19 protein-coding genes are annotated in these 18,429 nt (G+C 34.1%); 15 read left to right on the top strand and 4 right to left on the bottom strand.

The features are described from left to right. Nucleotides 1-93 precede the first annotated feature (93 nt). The 9 genes from hprK (at nt 94) to clpP (ending at nt 9,192) form a co-directional block, all read left to right on the top strand. Nucleotides 94-1,029 carry an HPr(Ser) kinase/phosphatase gene (gene hprK, locus AK212_RS06610; RefSeq protein ID WP_053029918.1) on the top strand — a complete coding sequence of 312 codons (936 nt, stop codon included), beginning with the start codon at nt 94-96 and terminating at the stop codon, nt 1,027-1,029. Nucleotides 1,030-1,032: 3 nt separating this feature from the next. Next, nucleotides 1,033-1,878, top strand: a complete 846-nt coding sequence (gene lgt, locus AK212_RS06605; RefSeq protein ID WP_053029917.1) for a prolipoprotein diacylglyceryl transferase — start codon at nt 1,033-1,035, stop codon at nt 1,876-1,878. Continuing rightward, a complete protein-coding gene (locus AK212_RS06600; protein ID WP_053029916.1) occupies nt 1,878-2,357 on the top strand; it encodes an acyltransferase in 480 nt (159 codons plus the stop codon). The genes lgt and AK212_RS06600 overlap by 1 nt, the downstream gene beginning before the upstream one ends. A 16-nt stretch (nt 2,358-2,373) precedes the next feature. Then, nucleotides 2,374-3,813, top strand: a complete 1,440-nt coding sequence (locus AK212_RS06595; RefSeq protein ID WP_053029915.1) for a tetratricopeptide repeat protein — start codon at nt 2,374-2,376, stop codon at nt 3,811-3,813. A 63-nt stretch (nt 3,814-3,876) separates the two neighbouring features. Further along, a complete protein-coding gene (gene trxB / locus AK212_RS06590; RefSeq protein WP_053029914.1) occupies nt 3,877-4,818 on the top strand; it encodes a thioredoxin-disulfide reductase in 942 nt (313 codons plus the stop codon). Nucleotides 4,819-5,019: 201 nt separating this feature from the next. Continuing rightward, nucleotides 5,020-5,934, top strand: coding sequence for an RNase adapter RapZ (gene rapZ / locus AK212_RS06585; protein WP_053029913.1), 915 nt, complete (start codon nt 5,020-5,022; stop codon nt 5,932-5,934). Then, nucleotides 5,931-6,917, top strand: a complete 987-nt coding sequence (locus AK212_RS06580; protein WP_053029912.1) for a gluconeogenesis factor YvcK family protein — start codon at nt 5,931-5,933, stop codon at nt 6,915-6,917. Before rapZ ends, AK212_RS06580 begins: the two co-directional genes overlap by 4 nt. A 131-nt stretch (nt 6,918-7,048) precedes the next feature. Next, nucleotides 7,049-7,993: a DNA-binding protein WhiA gene (gene whiA / locus AK212_RS06575; protein ID WP_053029911.1), complete on the top strand. Its 945-nt coding sequence runs from the start codon at nt 7,049-7,051 to the stop codon at nt 7,991-7,993. Between the two features lie 614 nt (nt 7,994-8,607). Then, entirely contained in the window at nt 8,608-9,192 is a 585-nt protein-coding gene (gene clpP, locus AK212_RS06565; protein WP_053029910.1) for an ATP-dependent Clp endopeptidase proteolytic subunit ClpP, read from the top strand. 60 nt (nt 9,193-9,252) lie between these two features. Here the strand turns inward: clpP and AK212_RS13820 are convergent, their stop codons facing one another. The 3 genes from AK212_RS13820 to AK212_RS06555 form a co-directional block, all read right to left on the bottom strand. After that, a complete protein-coding gene (locus AK212_RS13820; protein WP_080365532.1) occupies nt 9,253-9,441 on the bottom strand; it encodes a hypothetical protein in 189 nt (62 codons plus the stop codon). An 18-nt stretch (nt 9,442-9,459) separates the two neighbouring features. Then, the gene (locus AK212_RS06560; RefSeq protein WP_053029909.1) at nt 9,460-10,359 is read right to left on the bottom strand and encodes a TIGR01777 family oxidoreductase; all 900 of its coding nucleotides are present in this window, start codon (nt 10,357-10,359) and stop codon (nt 9,460-9,462) included. A gap of 291 nt (nt 10,360-10,650) precedes the next feature. Then, nucleotides 10,651-10,830 carry a hypothetical protein gene (locus AK212_RS06555; protein ID WP_053029908.1) on the bottom strand — a complete coding sequence of 60 codons (180 nt, stop codon included), beginning with the start codon at nt 10,828-10,830 and terminating at the stop codon, nt 10,651-10,653. Between the two features lie 205 nt (nt 10,831-11,035). Between AK212_RS06555 and AK212_RS06550 the strand changes: the two genes are divergently transcribed. Next, nucleotides 11,036-11,734, top strand: coding sequence for a DUF4887 domain-containing protein (locus tag AK212_RS06550; RefSeq protein WP_053029907.1), 699 nt, complete (start codon nt 11,036-11,038; stop codon nt 11,732-11,734). A 228-nt stretch (nt 11,735-11,962) separates the two neighbouring features. Here the strand turns inward: AK212_RS06550 and AK212_RS06545 are convergent, their stop codons facing one another. Continuing rightward, the gene (locus AK212_RS06545) at nt 11,963-12,181 is read right to left on the bottom strand and encodes a hypothetical protein (RefSeq protein WP_053029906.1); all 219 of its coding nucleotides are present in this window, start codon (nt 12,179-12,181) and stop codon (nt 11,963-11,965) included. A 337-nt stretch (nt 12,182-12,518) separates the two neighbouring features. Between AK212_RS06545 and AK212_RS06540 the strand changes: the two genes are divergently transcribed. The 5 genes from AK212_RS06540 to gpmI all read left to right on the top strand — a co-directional run bounded on the left by AK212_RS06540 (nt 12,519) and on the right by gpmI (nt 18,354). Further along, nucleotides 12,519-13,535 (top strand): sugar-binding transcriptional regulator, encoded by a 1,017-nt coding sequence (locus AK212_RS06540; RefSeq protein ID WP_053029905.1) that lies wholly within the window; start codon nt 12,519-12,521, stop codon nt 13,533-13,535. 48 nt (nt 13,536-13,583) lie between these two features. After that, on the top strand, nt 13,584-14,591 hold the full coding sequence (gene gap / locus AK212_RS06535; protein WP_011276377.1) for a type I glyceraldehyde-3-phosphate dehydrogenase: 1,008 nt from the start codon (nt 13,584-13,586) through the stop codon (nt 14,589-14,591). 163 nt (nt 14,592-14,754) lie between these two features. Then, on the top strand, nt 14,755-15,945 hold the full coding sequence (locus AK212_RS06530; RefSeq protein WP_053029904.1) for a phosphoglycerate kinase: 1,191 nt from the start codon (nt 14,755-14,757) through the stop codon (nt 15,943-15,945). Between the two features lie 127 nt (nt 15,946-16,072). After that, nucleotides 16,073-16,834: a triose-phosphate isomerase gene (tpiA, locus tag AK212_RS06525; protein WP_053029903.1), complete on the top strand. Its 762-nt coding sequence runs from the start codon at nt 16,073-16,075 to the stop codon at nt 16,832-16,834. Between the two features lie 2 nt (nt 16,835-16,836). Beyond that, nucleotides 16,837-18,354, top strand: a complete 1,518-nt coding sequence (gene gpmI / locus AK212_RS06520) for a 2,3-bisphosphoglycerate-independent phosphoglycerate mutase (RefSeq protein ID WP_053029902.1) — start codon at nt 16,837-16,839, stop codon at nt 18,352-18,354. Nucleotides 18,355-18,429 lie beyond the last annotated feature (75 nt).

Genomic DNA, 18,429 nt, shown 5'->3' with positions numbered 1-18,429 from the left:
TCTTAGGAATTCTTCTTTTTTATATTAATCTTGTCTTTATTTTTGATATGATAATAGATGAATGAATTCAAGTGAAAATTTTGAGGTGAACTCATGTTAACGACAGAGAAATTAGTCAAATTACTTAAATTAGAATTATTTACAGGTGAAAAAGGATTACATAAACCGATTAAAAATACAGATATATCAAGACCGGGTTTGGAAATGGCTGGCTATTTTTCACATTATGCTGCAGATCGTATCCAACTATTAGGAACAACGGAATTATCGTTTTATAATTTATTACCTGATGAGGAACGTCACGGACGAATGAGAAAATTATGTCGTCCCGAAACACCTGCAATCATAGTGACTAGAGGATTAGAACCGCCACAAGAGTTGATAGAAGCAGCTCAAGAAATGGATACACCACTGATCGTATCTAAAGATGCAACGACAAGTTTGATGAGTCGATTAACAACGTTCTTAGAACACGAATTAGCTAAGACGACATCATTACATGGTGTATTGGTCGATGTTTACGGTGTTGGTGTATTAATCACTGGAGATTCTGGTATAGGTAAAAGTGAGACGGCACTTGAATTAGTGAAACGAGGACACCGACTTGTAGCAGACGATAATGTCGAAATTCGTGAAATAACAAAAGATGAATTAATAGGCACACCACCCAAATTGATTGAACACTTACTCGAAATTAGAGGCCTTGGTATCATCAATGTTATGACATTGTTTGGTGCAGGCTCTATACTTACACAGAAACAAATTCGTTTGAACATCAACCTTGAAAATTGGGATAAAGATAAATTGTATGACCGAGTTGGATTAAATGAAGAAACATTACAAATTCTTGATACAGAAATCACTAAAAAAACGATTCCTGTACGTCCAGGACGAAACGTGGCAGTTATTATAGAAGTTGCAGCAATGAACTATCGCCTGAATATAATGGGCATTAATACTGCAGAAGAGTTTAACCAACGATTAAATGAAGAAATCCTAAAAAAAGGTCATCAAAGCAAGGAGAGCTAGATCATGCTTTTAAATTTGAATTATATTGACCCTACTGCATTTAATTTAGGACCACTTTCAATAAAATGGTACGGTATCATTATTGCTGTAGGTATTCTCATTGGATATTTTATAGCTCAAGAAAGTTTGAAATATGTTGGACTACATAAAGATACGCTTGTTGATGTCATCTTTTATAGTGCCATTTTTGGATTCATCACTGCTCGAATTTATTTTGTGATTTTTCAATGGCCATATTACATGCAAAACCCTATTGAAATTCCAATGATATGGCATGGTGGTATAGCAATACATGGTGGTCTTCTAGGCGGATTTATTACCGGTATAATTGTATGCAAAGTAAAAAATCTTAATCCGTTCCAAATAGGTGACATTGTGGCACCAAGTATTATATTAGCTCAAGGTATTGGGCGTTGGGGAAACTTTATGAATCATGAAGCCCATGGTGGCCCAGTTCAAAGAACATTTCTTGAAAACTTACATATTCCAGAGTTCATTATCCGTAATATGTATATAGAAGGCGTGTACTACCATCCCACATTTTTATACGAATCAATATGGGATGTATTAGGCTTTATCATCTTAATTACATTTAGAAAGCATTTACGTGTGGGTGAAACATTCACATTATATTTAATTTGGTATTCCATTGGACGTTTCTTCGTAGAGGGTCTTAGAACTGATAGTTTGATGTTAACAAGTAACATTAGAGTAGCCCAACTTGTTTCAGTCATTTTGATTGTGATTGGTTTAGCGCTAATGATTTATCGTCGTATTAAACATCAACCACCATTATATAAAGAGGCAGGCCCATTATCATGGCCTAGTCCTAAGGGTAAAGTAAAATAATGAGACGATTAACGAAAGATGGTCATCATAAGATTAATCCATTATGGCGAATTTATCGTTTTGTACGTTTCCCGAGAGTTCTTAGGAATACTATGATTATTGAAATTTGTCGCTTTATACCGAATTTAAGTTGGAAAAGATGGCTATACATCCATTTATTGAACATGTCCATTGGCCAACATACAGCTATAGCCTATAAGGTCATGCCAGACTTGTTTTATCCCCAACTCATAACCATTGGCAATAATACAGTAATTGGTTATAATACAACAATATTAACGCATGAGGTATTAGTAGATGAATATCGCTATGGTCCAGTTAGAATAGGTGATCAAACCTTAATTGGTGCGAATTCGACAATATTACCAGGTGTAAATATAGGTGACCATGTGGTTGTGAAAGCCGGCACAATTGTGTCGAAAGATATACCAGATGATGCCGTTGCATATGGCAATCCTATGCACATTCATTATAAATAAAGAGAGGTGACAAAGAATGGCGCAAAACAATGATAAAATTATTTCAATGAAATTTGATGAACCATTTTATCGTAAAATGGCGGATCAAAAATATAAAACACAAGATTTCAATAAAGCAGCAGACTACTATAAAAAAGTGCTTGATTTGTCACCACAAGATTTTGATATAAAGTTAAAGTATGCCCATTGCTTAAATAAACTTCATTTAGGTAGACGAGCAGAGCATTTGTTTTATGACAGTATTATTGAAGGGCAAAATGTAGCAGATAGCTATTATGAGCTTAGTCAATTAAACATCGACCTTAATGAGCCAAACAAGGCCTTCTTGTTTGGTATTAATTATGTGATTTTAACAGATGATAAAGATTTCAGAGAAGAATTAGAAAAGACCTTCGAAGTGTCATATATGAGTGAAGAAAAAATTCAACTCGAAGCACAGCTTTTTGCTACACAACTATTATTCCAATATTTGTTTTCTCAAGGACGATTGCAAGATGCACGTACGTATATATTGAATCAAGATGAGGCTATTCAAGCGCATAGAGTGATTCGCAACTTACTAGCCATGTGCTATTTATATTTAAGTGAATATGATATTGCTAAAGACATGTTTGAAGCATTGCTATCTGAAGATAATTCAGATGTACACGCGTTATGTCACTATACATTGCTACTTTACAATACCAATGAAAAAGACAAATATCATAAATATCTTAAAATATTAAGTAAAGTTATGCCTATGAACGATGATGAAAGTTTTAAATTAGGTATCGTACTAAGTTATTTAAAACAATATGAAGCGTCTCAACAAATATTATTACCTCTATATAAAAAGGGGAAATTCGCTTCAATTCAAATGTTTAACGCATTGAGTTTTAATTATTATTACCTTGGAAATAAAGAACAGAGTCAATTCTTTTGGGATAAATTACTTCAAATATCTAAAGTAGATGTTGGTTATGCACCTTGGGTACTAGAAGAGAGTAAACAAGCTTTTGATCAAAAGATACTACCATTGTTATTAGATGATGATAGTCATTATAGACTTTATGGTGTCTTTTTATTAAATCAATTAAATGGTAAAGAAATATTAATGACGCAAGAGATTTGGTCTATTTTAGAAAAAATGAATGACTATGAGAAACTTTACCTTACGTATTTAGTTCAAGGTTTACATTTAAACAAATTAGATTTCATTCATAAAGGTTTAGTGCGTTTGTATGAAATGGATGAAATACACAAGGATACGGAATTATTTATAAGTTGGATTGATAAAGGCGAAGGATTAATTGCGAATGAAGTTGATTTAAGCGAAGTTGATAGATATGTAGCTGCACATGCATATTTATATCATCGTTATTATCATAGTCATGTAACTAAAAAGAAAATCATGACATTGTTTAATGTATCGCGTTACAAGTTAGATAGTGCGATTAATCAATTATTGAGCATATAAATTTAAAGATTTCAAATAATAATATATAATGCGCATGATATTAAAAACGTAGGAGGCATAGAAATGACAGAAGTAAATTATGATGTTGCAATTATCGGCGCTGGACCTGCTGGTATGACTGCAGCAGTTTATGCATCACGTGCAAATTTAAGCACAGTAATGATTGAACGAGGCATGCCTGGTGGCCAAATGGCTAACACAGAAGAAGTAGAGAACTTCCCAGGATTTGAAATGATTACAGGTCCGGATTTATCTACCAAAATGTTTGAACACGCTAAAAAATTTGGTGCCGAATATCAATATGGAGATATCAAATCTATTGAAGATAAAGGTGACTATAAAGAAATTAACCTAGGTAATAAAGAAATAACAGCACGTGCTGTGATTATTTCAACAGGTGCCGAATACAAAAAAATTGGTGTCCCTGGAGAACAAGAACTAGGTGGACGTGGTGTAAGTTATTGTGCAGTGTGTGATGGCGCCTTCTTTAAAAATAAAAACTTATTTGTAATAGGTGGCGGTGATTCTGCAGTTGAAGAAGGAGCATTCCTTACTAAATTCGCGGACAAAGTTACCATTGTACACAGAAGAGATGAATTAAGAGCGCAGAAAATCTTACAAGATCGTGCGTTCAAAAACGACAAAATTGATTTTATTTGGAGCCACACATTAAAATCTATTAACGAAAAAGATGGTAAAGTAGGCTCTGTAACACTTGTTTCAACTAAAGATGCCTCAGAACAAACGTTAGATGCAGATGGTGTATTCATTTATATTGGTATGAAACCATTAACAGCACCATTTGTTAATTTAGGAATTACAAACGACATGGGCTATATTGTAACGGAAGATAACATGAGTACTACAGTACCAGGTATTTTTGCTGCTGGAGATGTAAGAGATAAAGGCTTACGACAAATTGTAACAGCAACTGGTGATGGTAGTATAGCAGCTCAGAGCGCTATTGATTACATTGAAGAATTAAAAGATAAAGAAGAAGCATAATTAAGTAAGGCTAGAACGTGTCATCACATTTGATTGTGAGTTAAACATGGGTTCTAGCCTTTTTTAATGGGTGCGCAAACTACTAACTACTTATATCGCATTAATCGTTACGATAAGTCGTTCATATGATATTATGAAGGTAAATTAACTATAGTCGTGAACGTATATTTACGTTAAAAAGATAAACTAGGCGGTGTCAAAATGACGAACCATAATGAAAATGAAATGAGTAAAAGTGAACTATTAGTAGTAACAGGTCTATCAGGTGCTGGTAAATCCGTAGTTATCCAATGTTTAGAAGATATTGGTTACTTCTGTGTTGATAACTTACCACCGATATTACTTCCCAAATTTGTTGAATTAATGGAACAAGGAAATCCTTCTTTGCAAAAAGTAGCAATCGCGATTGATTTAAGAGGGAAAGAATTATTCAAGTCGTTAGTGGAAGAAATTGATGCAATTAAAAGTAGAAATGATGTTATTGTAGATGTCATGTTTTTAGAAGCGGAAACGGAAAAGTTAATCTCGAGATATAAAGAATCTAGACGTGCACATCCTTTGAATGAAAATGGTCAAATGTCATTAATAGATTCAATTTTAGAAGAAAAGCAATTGCTTAGTAATATTCGCTCAATTGCTAATTACATCGTAGATACAACACAATTGAAGACGAAAGAGCTTAAAACGAAGGTTAAAGAAAAATTCCAAGATGACAACTTTAAATCATTTAGTATTAATGTTTCAAGTTTCGGATTTAAACATGGCATACAAAAAGATGCAGATTTAGTGTTCGATGTTCGTTTCCTTCCAAATCCTTATTATGTTGAAGACTTAAGACCGATGACGGGAGAAGACGAACCCGTTTATCATTATGTTATGAAATGGAAAGAAACTGAAATATTTTTCGAAAAATTAATGGATTTATTGAAATTTATGATACCAGGTTACAAAAAAGAGGGTAAATCTCAATTAGTGATTGCAATCGGTTGTACAGGAGGTCAACACCGATCTGTTGCGTTAGCTAAACGTATTAGTGAAGAATTAACAGACATATTTGATTATAATGTTTATGTTCATCATAGAGATGCACATATCGAAAGTGGCGTGAAAAAATGAAACAATTAAAGATTGTACTTATAGGCGGTGGAACAGGTCTATCAGTATTAGCAAGGGGATTAAGAGAGTACCCCATTGATATTACAGCCATCGTTACTGTAGCGGATGACGGTGGTAGTACTGGTAAAATCCGTAGTGAAATGGATATACCGGCACCAGGCGATATTAGAAATGTTATTGCAGCATTAAGTGATGCAGAACCAGTCATAGAAGAGTTATTTCAATATCGTTTCAAAGAAAATCAAATTGAAGGACATTCACTTGGCAATTTATTATTAGCTGCTTTAACCAATATTAAGAATGACTTTGGTCATGCGGTAAAAGAATTAAGTAAAATATTAAATATTAAAGGCAAAGTGATTCCATCTACGAACACGAATGTGATGTTAAATGCAGTGTTAGAAGATGGAGAAATTGTACGCGGTGAATCTCAAATACCAAAGAAAAACAAACGTATTGAGCGTGTCTTTTTAGAGCCTGAAAATGTTGAGCCTATGGAAGAAGCGATTGACGCACTAGAAGATGCAGATTTAATCGTACTCGGACCTGGTTCGTTATATACTAGTGTGATTTCAAACTTATGTGTTAAAGGTATGTCGGATGCTATCTTACGCTCAAATGCGCCTAAATTATATATATCTAATGTTATGACTCAACCTGGAGAAACATCGGATTACGATGTTATGGATCATATTCAAGCGATACATAATCATGCTGGCAGTGACTTTATCGATTATGTCATTTGTAGTAATGATAAATACGATGATAATGTTTTAAAACGTTATAAAGAGCGTAATGCCAAACCAGTTGTTATGGATGAACATAAAATAACGGATCATAATATTAAGATCATTACGTCATCGAATTTAGTTGAAATCTTAGATGACCATTTAGTGCGTCATAATACGAAAGTGTTAGCGAAATTAATCTATGATTTAGCCCTTGAATTGACAAGTACGATTCAATTTAGACCGGAAAAATAACACTTCTAATCGGCAGTATAACTATGGTATGATAAAGAGCATATGTGTATTCATGTATGCGTAGAATAACGTGTAACAATATAGGATGTTAATTACATGTATTTATAAATTTGATTAGAGGGGGAAATGTGATGAGTTTTGCGTCAGATATGAAAAATGAATTAACACGCATTGAAGTTGATGAAAGCAATGCTAAAGCAGAGCTTAGCGCATTAATTCGTATGAACGGTGCACTTAGCCTATCTAATCAACAATTCGTAATTAATGTTCAAACAGAAAATGCTACGACTGCTAGAAGAATTTATTCATTAATTAAACGTATTTTTAATGTAGAAGTTGAAATTCTTGTGCGTAAAAAAATGAAATTAAAGAAAAATAATATTTATATTTGTCGTACAAAAGTACGTGCGAAAGAAATTCTGGACGAACTAGGTATTTTAAAAAATGGTATTTTCGTTCATGATATTGATGCTAGCATGATTAAAGATGATGAAATGCGTAGAAGTTACTTGAGAGGCGCATTTTTAGCTGGAGGATCTGTAAATAATCCTGAAACATCATCCTATCATTTAGAAATATTCTCCCAATATGAGAATCATTCTGAAGGTTTAACTAAGTTAATGAATAGCTATGGCTTAAATGCTAAACACTTAGAACGCAAAAAGGGTAGCATCGCTTATTTAAAAGAAGCCGAAAAAATATCTGATTTTCTTAGTTTAATAGGTGGATATCAAGCATTATTGAAGTTTGAAGATGTGCGAATTGTTAGGGATATGAGAAATTCAGTGAATCGTTTAGTGAATTGTGAAACTGCAAATCTTAATAAGACGGTAAGTGCCGCTATGAAACAAGTAGAAAGCATTCAATTAATTGATCAAGAAATTGGACTAGATAATTTACCAGATCGCTTAAGAGAAATTGCAAAACTTCGAGTCGAGCATCAAGAAATCTCCTTAAAAGAACTAGGAGAAATGGTTTCAACTGGTGCTATATCGAAATCTGGAGTAAATCACCGCTTAAGAAAGCTAAATGAACTTGCAGATAAAATTCGAAGTGGCGAAAAAATTGAATTATAAGTACGAACTCGTCACATAGTGGCGAGTTTTTTTGTAAGAGATTAGGTTCTTAACATGTTGATGGCATTTAGTATTCTATAATCGTTTAATAACTGGCAAACTAAAAAGAGCCTGTGACATCAATAATGTAGTGATACTATTTTGCAAATTCGCAGTAGCGGACAAAACTGAGAAGGCGATTAAATCAAGCTTTTCTCAGATTTAGTCATCCTTGCGATCGCGGGCCCAGCAAAGATTATTTTACTAAGAAATGCTACAAACAAAGCAAGCTGGGAGCGGACGACGAATTTCAAAAGCATTCTGTCCCACTCCCATAATGTAAAAAATATATGCAATTTAAAACTATTAGCCCCCTCGAGAGGAGTCGAACCTCTATTTTAAGAACCGGAATCTTACGTGCTATCCGTTACACTACGAGGAGATATAAAGTAACAAAGACAAAATTCTGTACTATTTATCAATTTAAAAGTACAATCTGAATGTATGTTTATAGTGTACAAAATATAATAAAATAAGGTCAAATTTTCTTCGTGTTATATGAGTTTAAATTTTGACCATTTTTGACTTTTCATGTAGAATACTAAATAACAGTTAATCATAAGGAGGAAATATAAATGAATTTAATTCCTACAGTAATTGAAACAACAAATCGCGGTGAACGTGCATACGATATTTATTCTCGTCTATTAAAAGACCGTATTATTATGTTAGGTTCTGCAATTGATGATAACGTAGCAAATTCAATTGTATCACAATTATTATTCTTACAAGCGCAAGATTCTGAGAAAGATATCTACTTATATATTAACTCACCAGGTGGTAGTGTCACTGCTGGTTTTGCTATTTATGATACAATCCAACACATTAAACCAGATGTACAAACTATTTGTATCGGTATGGCTGCATCAATGGGTTCATTCTTATTAGCTGCTGGTGCAAAAGGTAAACGTTTCGCATTACCAAATGCGGAAGTTATGATTCACCAACCATTAGGTGGTGCACAAGGACAAGCAACTGAAATCGAAATCGCTGCTAACCACATTTTAAAAACACGTGAAAAATTAAACAAAATTTTAGCTGAACGTACAGGTCAAAGTATTGAAAAAATACAAAAAGATACGGACCGTGATAACTTCTTAACAGCTGATGAAGCTAAAGCATATGGCTTAATCGATAATGTTATGCAACCTGAAGATTAATCATTAATGTTAAATTATCATAAAAAATGGGATGTGTTCTAAACCAACACATCCCATTTTTTATGATTTTTTTGAAGTGCTTTTTAGGAGAAGTCGAATCGAAATCACAAGTAAAATAACACCAATGATTATGAAGAAAATTGACATTAATATAATTACAAAATGATGTTCGAAAGCAAAAATGCCATTTAGTATCAGAAATAGACTAGCGATGATTAATAAAATATACGTTAATTTCTCGTCGTTCATGATTCAAAACTCCAATAATTATGCATCGATTAAATCTTCGAAAGCAATTTTTAAGTTAGGATAATTAAATGTAAAGCCAAGTGCATCCAATTTATTTGGTAATACCTTTTGCGTATCTAAGACAACTGTAGACATTTCACCAAGTGCGATTCGCATCAAGAACGATGGAACCCATGTTTCATGAGGGCGGTGCATGACACGTGCAAGTGTATATCCGAATAGATTTTGACGTTCAGCTATAGGCGCAGCCATATTGAAAGGACCTTGGGCTTTAGGATGGTCAATGGTAAACAGAATTGCACGTACTAAATCATTAATATGAATCCAAGAATACCATTGGAATCCAGAACCTAATTTGCCCCCTACAAAAAATTTATAAGGCAGTTTCATCGTTTGTAATGCGCCACCATCATCAGATAAAATCATGCTGAATCTTCCTAATACGACACGTGTACCAAATGATTCAAAGCGTTTGGCAAAACGTTCCCACTGATAAACGACATCAGATAAAAAGTCGAAGGGAAGCGTCTGATATTTTTCAGTATACGTTTGATATAAACTTGGTGGATAATAGCCCATCGCACTTGCATTGAAGAGTACTTCAGGTTTATGGGCGCGATTGCTGAATAAATCAACGAGTGCTTGTGTTGATTGGATACGACTAGTCATGATTGATTGCTTGTATGATGGTGTCCAACGTTTGTTTAAAGTTGCACCAGCTAAATTGATAACTACATCTATATCTGGAACTTGTGATGTCCAACCGTCTTTTGACCAATTGATATATGAAATTTTAGGATCATCACTTTGCTTATCGCTACGAGTTAATATTGTAATGTGTACATCGCGATGCTTTAATGCGTTTACTAATTGACTGCCTACCATTCCAGTGCCGCCAGTTATTAAGAATTGCTTCATATTTACACCTCTATTAATTTATTGTATTTGAAAAGACGTTCAACGATCGTTGTTCAAAAAATGTACAACGATTAGTCAATAATATGTCATTTACTATGCTGTAAACAGGATTTAATTTTACAAAGGTTAAGTTATAATAAATTTGTACCTTCGATATAGTAGATTTCAATAGCTTTGAGTAAATTGAGTATACCCCATAGACTACGCAAAATAAACGAAGGTCAATTTTGACTCCCTTTAGTAGAAGCCCATGCGAGCATCGTATGGGCTTTTTGTATATCTATTATAGTACTAATTAATGTAGATTAAGAATAATATTATTAAAGGAATGAAAATGACTGATAATAGCAAAAGATCAAGCCGAGACGTGTTGCTATCATCATAATTATCATTATTTAACATCATTGACTTTAATCCACGTTTAGGTGCTTTGTCTTCTTCAAAGATATCATCAGAAACAATTTTCTTCATTTATCTCACACTCTCGAATTATAATTAAATTATATTTGCATAATTGATGTTTGTAATTACTTATGATGTTATCATATATAAGTAATTATGTATCAATTTAATTTATGTCTTAATCCTTTTTATATCATTTTCGTGTGAATTACTGTAAAATAATTTGCTGCATATAGGGACTAAACAAATTGAATATATTAAAGTGAGGTAACTTATGTCTAAGAACAATAGAAATAGAGATGACTTTGGTGAACCGGAAAAGAAAAAAATGAGTGGCATTTCGAAACTGATTAGCACGATTATAGTTTTATTATTATTAAGTGGCTTGGCTTTTGCGATTTACGCATTTGTTGATCATTCTAACCGATCAAGTGAACGCTTAAATAATCAATCAACTGAAGAGAAAAAAGACAAGAAAGATAAAAAAGATAAAGAAGAGAATGACAAAAAATCGAGTGAAGAACGTTCGAATGTGACGCAGGAAACTGTTACGCAACAAGCACCTCAAACTCAACAACGTCAGACTCAGCAAGCAACGCCTTCAACACAAGAAAGAACTAAACAACCATCAACTGAAGAGAAACAACGTACAAAACAAGATACTAAAGAAGAAAAAACTCAAGAGAAAACAACTAAAGAAGAGGCTACTACTGAAGAAAGCCGTACAAAAGAACAGGCAACACAAGAAAATAATAGCAATCGCAACAACAATAGAAATACGAATGAGTCAAATACGAATAAACCAAATCGTACTCAATCAAGCACACAAACTAGAACACAACAATCACCGCAAACACAACAACGTTCAACAACGCAACCATCTACGCAGCAATCAACTTCAAGACAAACGACACAACGAAATGCTACGTCTACACAAAGCCAATCAAACCAACAATCATCTAATAATAATTAGCAACATCATGGGTCTTGATTAAGACTTGTGATATTAGTATGATTTAAACCCATTAACTGGCAATGAATTAACGTTAAGCATCGATGGTTAAAGGGAATGCAAGTGATGATAGCAGTCTTATGAGATTTCTCATGAGGCTGCTTTTCTTAGTTTAGTCATCAATAGTATGATGACAAAGCGCTAGAATGAATTTGTACCAATACGACATCATTACCGAGCTCCTTATCTTTAAAACACCCAATTCAATAAAAAAGTAAAAATGATAGAAAGTAAAATAGAAATAACGATTGAAGAAAGGCAACCAAATGGACAACCACAACCATACCGATACCTAACGGAATAATGCGCTCGATCATTAGGGTGCGAATGATTAAAATAGTCATCATCTTTATATCTACAATCATTTGGATCGATAACCTCAACATGATTATCCTCTTCGCGAGCCATTTTTTCTCCTCCTTTAAATGAAGTGCTTCTATTGTAAATGAGAACAACTTACATAGGAAAGTCTTTTGTAAAAGAATAATTATTAAACTTTGAGGGTAATACTATAAAATAAGAGATAAATAATACTTTTCACTATGTGTGCAGTGGGTTTATTCTACTTAATTTGGGAAATTTTACAGATAATTTTAAATATTAGAGTTTTTCTCTTGCATTTTCATCAACACAATAGTACTATTGCAAGTGTAAAGAGGTTAGATTTTGTCCCAGGCGGGACATAAATAGTCAAACCGTTTTTATACTATTGGTTACCTTTTAGACATAAAGGAGGAAGGTAGTAGTGAAAGACTTGATTAAAATTCAACAGAAGTTGATACCTGATCTCGTGGATAAAATGTATCGACGCTTTTCTATCTTAACTACTATCTCAAATAATCAACCAGTAGGTAGAAGAAGTTTAAGTGAACATATGGATATTACTGAGCGTGTCTTAAGGTCTGAAACAGATATGTTGAAGAAGCAAGATTTAATCCAAGTTAAATCAACTGGAATGGAAATCACTGAAGAAGGTAGATCTGTTTTAAATCAGCTTAACGAATATTTCAATATTTATACTGATGATAATCAATTAGCTGAACAAATTAAGACCACTTTCGGTATTAAAGAAGTTCATGTTATACCTGGTGATGCAGATGCTCACGAGAACGTAAAATCAGAAATGGGAAGACAAGCTGGTCAATTACTTGAAAGCATCCTATATGAAGATGCGATTGTTTCAGTAACAGGTGGTTCGACAATGGCAAATGTTAGCCGTGCGATGCATCTTTTACCATTTAATGTATTTTTTGTTCCAGCACGTGGTGGCCTTGGCGAAAATGTTATCTACCAAGCTAACACGATTTCAGCGAGCATGGCGCAACAAACAGGTGGGTATTATACAACGCTTTACGTACCAGATAATGTAAGTGAATCAACGTATAATACACTTCTAATGGAACCCTCTGTGGTTCATACATTAGATAAAATCAAACAAGCAAATATAACAATCCACGGTATTGGTGATGCGCTGAAGATGGCGCGTCGTAGACAATCGTCAGATGAAGTGATTGAAAGCCTTCAACATCACCAAGCCGTTGCAGAAGCTTTCGGTTACTATTTTGATGCTCAAGGCAACGTAGTCTATAAAGTAAAGACGATAGGACTACAACTTGAAGATTTAGAAACCAAAGATTTTATATTCGCTGTTGCCGGAGGTCAATCTAAAGGAGAAGCAATTAAAGCTTACTTAAGTATTGCCCCTAAGAATACAGTATTAATTACTGATGAAGCAGCAGCAAAAGTAATATTAAATAAGTAATAAAAAGTTAATAGCTTTTTAAATATCATTTTAAAGGAGGCCATTATAATGGCAGTAAAAGTAGCAATTAATGGTTTTGGTAGAATTGGTCGTTTAGCATTTAGAAGAATTCAAGACGTAGAAGGTATTGAAGTAGTTGCAGTAAACGACTTAACAGACGACGAAATGTTAGCTCATTTATTAAAATATGACACTATGCAAGGTCGTTTCACAGGAGAAGTTGAAGTTATTGATGGTGGTTTCCGCGTAAATGGTAAAGAAGTTAAATCATACGAAGAACCAGATGCAAGCAAATTACCTTGGGGCGATTTAGATATCGACGTAGTATTAGAATGTACTGGTTTCTATACAGATAAAGAAAAAGCAGAAGCACACATCAATGCAGGTGCTAAAAAAGTATTAATCTCTGCACCAGCTAAAGGTGATGTTAAAACAATCGTATTCAACACTAACCACAATGACTTAGATGGTTCAGAAACAGTTGTTTCAGGTGCATCATGTACTACTAACTCATTAGCACCAGTTGCTAAAGTGTTAAGTGACGAATTTGGTTTAGTTGAAGGTTTAATGACAACTATTCACGCATACACTGGTGACCAAATGACTCAAGACGGTCCACATAAAAAAGGCGACAAACGTCGTGCGCGTGCAGCAGCTCAAAACATCGTACCAAACTCAACAGGTGCTGCAAAAGCTATCGGTAAAGTTATTCCTGAAATCGATGGTAAATTAGACGGCGGTGCTCAACGTGTACCAGTTGCTACAGGTTCATTAACTGAAGTAACAGTTGTATTAGAAAAAGACGTTACTGTTGAAGACGTTAACAAAGCAATGAAAAACGCTTCAAACGAATCATTCGGTTACACTGAAGACGAAATCGTTTCTTCAGACGTAGTTGGTATGACTTACGGTTCATTATTCGATGCTACTCAAACTCGTGTAATGTCTGTTGGTGACCGTCAATTAGTTAAAGTTGCAGCTTGGTACGACAATGAAATGTCTTACACTGCTCAATTAGTTCGTACTTTAGAATATTTAGCAGAATTATCTAAATAATTTAGAAGCATAGTTAAATAAACTTGTGCTCAGTATAGATGTACGATTCAAAGTACACTTGTACAAATTATTGAAATAAGTTAGCTTATGAGTAAGCGGGGAGCACTAACGCTTCTCCGCTTATTTTTATATTAGTAATTCCTATTTAGAGGAGGAAATTATAATGGCAAAAAAAATTGTTTCTGATTTAGAATTAAAAGGGAAAGTTGTTCTTGAACGTGCTGATTTCAATGTACCTTTAAAAGACGGTAAAATCACAAATGATAACCGTATTGTTCAGGCTTTACCAACAATTAAATATATCATCGAACAAGGTGGTAAATTAGTTCTATTTTCTCACTTAGGAAAAGTTAAACAAGAAAGTGATAAAGAAGGTTTAACTTTAAAACCTGTTGCTGATGCTTTATCAGAAAAGTTAGGTAAAGAAGTCACTTTCGTACCTGAAACTCGTGGTGAAAAATTAGAAACTGCTATCAAAAACTTAAAAGAAGGCGATGTATTATTAGTTGAAAATACACGCTTTGAAGATTTAGACGGTAAAAAAGAATCTAAAAACGATCCTGAATTAGGTAAATATTGGGCTTCATTAGGTGATGTATTTGTCAATGATGCTTTCGGTACAGCACACCGTGAACACGCATCTAATGTCGGTATTTCTACACATTTAGAAACTGCAGCTGGTTACTTAATGGAAAAAGAAATTAAATTTATCGGTGGTGTTGTCAACGACCCACACAAACCAGTAGTTGCTATCTTAGGTGGCGCTAAAGTATCTGACAAAATCGGCGTCATCAAAAACTTAGTAAATATTGCTGATAAAATTCTTATCGGTGGCGGAATGGCGTATACTTTCTTAAAAGCGCAAGGTAAAGAAATCGGTTTATCATTATTAGAGGAAGATAAAATCGACTTTGCTAAAGCATTACTTGAAAGTAACGGCGATCAAATCGTTTTACCAGTAGATGCAAAAGTGGCAAAAGAATTCTCTAATGATGCTGAAATCACTGAAGTATCAATAGACAACATCCCTTCAGATCAAGAAGCAATGGACGTTGGACCTAAAACTGTTGAGCTATTCTCTAAAGAATTAGAGGGTGCACACACAGTCGTTTGGAACGGACCTATGGGTGTATTTGAATTCAGTAATTTTGCTCAAGGTACAATCGGTGTATGTAAAGCCATTGCTAACTTAAAAGACGCTACTACTATTATCGGTGGTGGTGACTCAGCAGCAGCTGCAATTTCTTTAGGTTTCGAAGATGACTTCACACATATTTCTACTGGTGGCGGTGCATCATTAGAATATTTAGAAGGTATTGAATTACCAGGCATTAAAGCGATTAATAACAAATAATCGACTTATGAAAATGTCTACGTTTTTCTAAACATTTTCTAGGGAAAATGCATAAAGCATGAGACGTTACGTCTTTAAAAGATATTTAACGCTAAAATTACAATTTAAATATATAGGAGTGTAATCAATGAGAAAACCAATCATAGCTGGTAACTGGAAAATGAACAAAACAGTTAAAGAAGCTAAAGACTTCGTTAATAACTTACCAACATTACCTGATGAAAAAGAAGTTGAATCAGTAATTTGTGCACCAACAATCCAATTAGATGCACTAATTTCATTAGTAAATGATGGCAAAGCAAAAGGATTAAAAATTGGTGCTCAAAACACTTATTTTGAAGATAATGGTGCATTCACAGGAGAAACATCTCCAGTAGCATTAGCTGACTTAGGTGTTAAATACGTAGTTATCGGACATTCAGAGCGTCGTGAATTATTCCATGAAACAGATGAAGATGTGAATAAAAAAGCACATGCTGTATTTAATCATGGTATGACACCAATCATTTGTGTTGGTGAAACAGATGAAGAACGCGAAAATGGTAAAGCTAATGAAATCGTTAGTAACCAAGTTGAAAAAGCACTAGAAGGTTTATCAGAAGAACAACTTAAACAAGTTGTTATCGCATACGAACCAATTTGGGCAATCGGTACTGGTAAATCAGCTACTTCTGCAGATGCAAACGAAATGTGTGCACACGTTCGTAAAACAGTAGCTAAAGTAGCAAGCCAAGACGTTGCTGATGCAATACGTATTCAATACGGTGGTAGTGTTAAACCTAACAACGTTAAAGAATATATGGCTCAATCTGACATTGATGGTGCATTAGTAGGTGGCGCATCATTAAAAGTTGAAGATTTCGTACAATTGTTAGAAGGTGCAAAATAATTATGGCTAAACAACCAACAGCTCTAATCATTTTAGATGGTTTCGCTAATCGTGAGAGTGAACATGGTAATGCTGTGAAACAAGCGAACAAACCTAATTTTGATCGTTATTACAGTAAATATCCTACTACTCAAATTGAAGCGAGTGGTTTAGACGTAGGCCTTCCTGAAGGTCAAATGGGTAACTCAGAAGTTGGTCATATGAACATTGGTGCAGGACGTATCGTTTATCAAAGTTTGACACGTATCAATAAATCAATCGCTGATGGTGATTTCTTTGAAAATGATGTATTAAATAATGCTGCACAACATGTTAAAGACCACAATTCTGCATTACATGTCTTTGGATTATTATCTGATGGTGGTGTACACAGTCACTACCAACATCTATTTGCATTATTAGAATTAGCTAAACAAAAAGGTTTAGATAAAGTTTATGTACATGCATTCTTAGATGGTCGTGACGTAGATCAAAAATCAGCGCTTAAATACATTGAAGACACAGAAGCTAAATTTAAAGCATTAGGTGTAGGTCAATTCGCATCTATTTCTGGTCGTTATTATGCAATGGACCGTGACAAACGTTGGGACCGTGAACAAAAAGCATATAATGCGATTCGTAACTTTGAAGGTCCTTCTTATGCATCAGCTAAAGAAGGTGTTGAAGCTAACTACGCTAATGACTTAACGGATGAGTTTGTTGAACCATTTATTGTTGAAGGTCAAAATGATGGCGTGAACGATGGAGATGCGGTTATCTTCTTCAACTTCCGCCCTGACAGAGCAGCACAATTATCAGAAGTATTTACTAACAAAGCCTTTGATGGTTTCAAAGTAGAACAAGTTAATGACTTATACTATGCAACATTTACTAAATACAATGACAATGTAGATGCTGAAATTGTCTTCGAAAAAGTTGATTTAACGAATACAATTGGTGAAGTTGCTCAAAATAACAACTTGAAACAATTACGTATTGCTGAAACAGAAAAATATCCACACGTAACATACTTTATGAGTGGTGGACGTAATGAAGAATTTGAAGGTGAACGTCGTCGTCTGATTGATTCACCAAAAGTTGCAACTTACGACCTAAAACCTGAAATGAGTGCATATGAAGTTAAAGATGCATTATTAGAAGAGTTAGACAAAGGTGATTTAGATTTAATCATTTTAAACTTTGCTAACCCTGATATGGTTGGACATAGTGGTATGTTAGAACCAACGATTAAAGCAATCGAAGCAGTGGATGAATGTTTAGGTGAAGTTGTCGACAAAATTTTAGATATGAATGGTTATGCAATTATTACTGCTGACCATGGTAACTCTGATCAAGTGTTAACTGACGATGATCAACCAATGACAACACATACGACAAACCCAGTTCCTGTTATTGTAACTAAAGAAGGCGTTACATTACGTGAAACTGGTCGTCTAGGTGATTTAGCACCAACATTATTAGACTTATTAAATGTTGATCAACCATCAGATATGACTGGTGAATCACTTATTAAGCACTAAATGAAGTTGCGTTTTAAAGTATAAGGATATTGTAATCCCTAATATAATCACTAAAACTTAGGGATTCAGTCCTTA

Source organism: Staphylococcus borealis (genome assembly GCF_001224225.1).
GTDB lineage: Bacteria > Bacillota > Bacilli > Staphylococcales > Staphylococcaceae > Staphylococcus > Staphylococcus borealis.
Note: the sequence above shows the minus strand (reverse complement) of the source record. Positions and strands in the feature narration are given on the sequence as shown.

What these genes read in the sequence shown, in the direction of transcription:
- hprK (WP_053029918.1), top strand. Translation starts at nt 94, where the DNA reads ATGTTAACGACAGAGAAATTAGTCAAATTACTTAAATTAGAATTATTT.
- lgt (WP_053029917.1), top strand. Translation starts at nt 1,033, where the DNA reads ATGCTTTTAAATTTGAATTATATTGACCCTACTGCATTTAATTTAGGA.
- AK212_RS06600 (WP_053029916.1), top strand. Translation starts at nt 1,878, where the DNA reads ATGAGACGATTAACGAAAGATGGTCATCATAAGATTAATCCATTATGG.
- AK212_RS06595 (WP_053029915.1), top strand. Translation starts at nt 2,374, where the DNA reads ATGGCGCAAAACAATGATAAAATTATTTCAATGAAATTTGATGAACCA.
- trxB (WP_053029914.1), top strand. Translation starts at nt 3,877, where the DNA reads ATGACAGAAGTAAATTATGATGTTGCAATTATCGGCGCTGGACCTGCT.
- rapZ (WP_053029913.1), top strand. Translation starts at nt 5,020, where the DNA reads ATGACGAACCATAATGAAAATGAAATGAGTAAAAGTGAACTATTAGTA.
- AK212_RS06580 (WP_053029912.1), top strand. Translation starts at nt 5,931, where the DNA reads ATGAAACAATTAAAGATTGTACTTATAGGCGGTGGAACAGGTCTATCA.
- whiA (WP_053029911.1), top strand. Translation starts at nt 7,049, where the DNA reads ATGAGTTTTGCGTCAGATATGAAAAATGAATTAACACGCATTGAAGTT.
- clpP (WP_053029910.1), top strand. Translation starts at nt 8,608, where the DNA reads ATGAATTTAATTCCTACAGTAATTGAAACAACAAATCGCGGTGAACGT.
- AK212_RS13820 (WP_080365532.1), bottom strand. Translation starts at nt 9,441, where the DNA reads ATGAACGACGAGAAATTAACGTATATTTTATTAATCATCGCTAGTCTA.
- AK212_RS06560 (WP_053029909.1), bottom strand. Translation starts at nt 10,359, where the DNA reads ATGAAGCAATTCTTAATAACTGGCGGCACTGGAATGGTAGGCAGTCAA.
- AK212_RS06555 (WP_053029908.1), bottom strand. Translation starts at nt 10,830, where the DNA reads ATGAAGAAAATTGTTTCTGATGATATCTTTGAAGAAGACAAAGCACCT.
- AK212_RS06550 (WP_053029907.1), top strand. Translation starts at nt 11,036, where the DNA reads ATGTCTAAGAACAATAGAAATAGAGATGACTTTGGTGAACCGGAAAAG.
- AK212_RS06545 (WP_053029906.1), bottom strand. Translation starts at nt 12,181, where the DNA reads ATGGCTCGCGAAGAGGATAATCATGTTGAGGTTATCGATCCAAATGAT.
- gap (WP_011276377.1), top strand. Translation starts at nt 13,584, where the DNA reads ATGGCAGTAAAAGTAGCAATTAATGGTTTTGGTAGAATTGGTCGTTTA.
- AK212_RS06530 (WP_053029904.1), top strand. Translation starts at nt 14,755, where the DNA reads ATGGCAAAAAAAATTGTTTCTGATTTAGAATTAAAAGGGAAAGTTGTT.
- tpiA (WP_053029903.1), top strand. Translation starts at nt 16,073, where the DNA reads ATGAGAAAACCAATCATAGCTGGTAACTGGAAAATGAACAAAACAGTT.
- gpmI (WP_053029902.1), top strand. Translation starts at nt 16,837, where the DNA reads ATGGCTAAACAACCAACAGCTCTAATCATTTTAGATGGTTTCGCTAAT.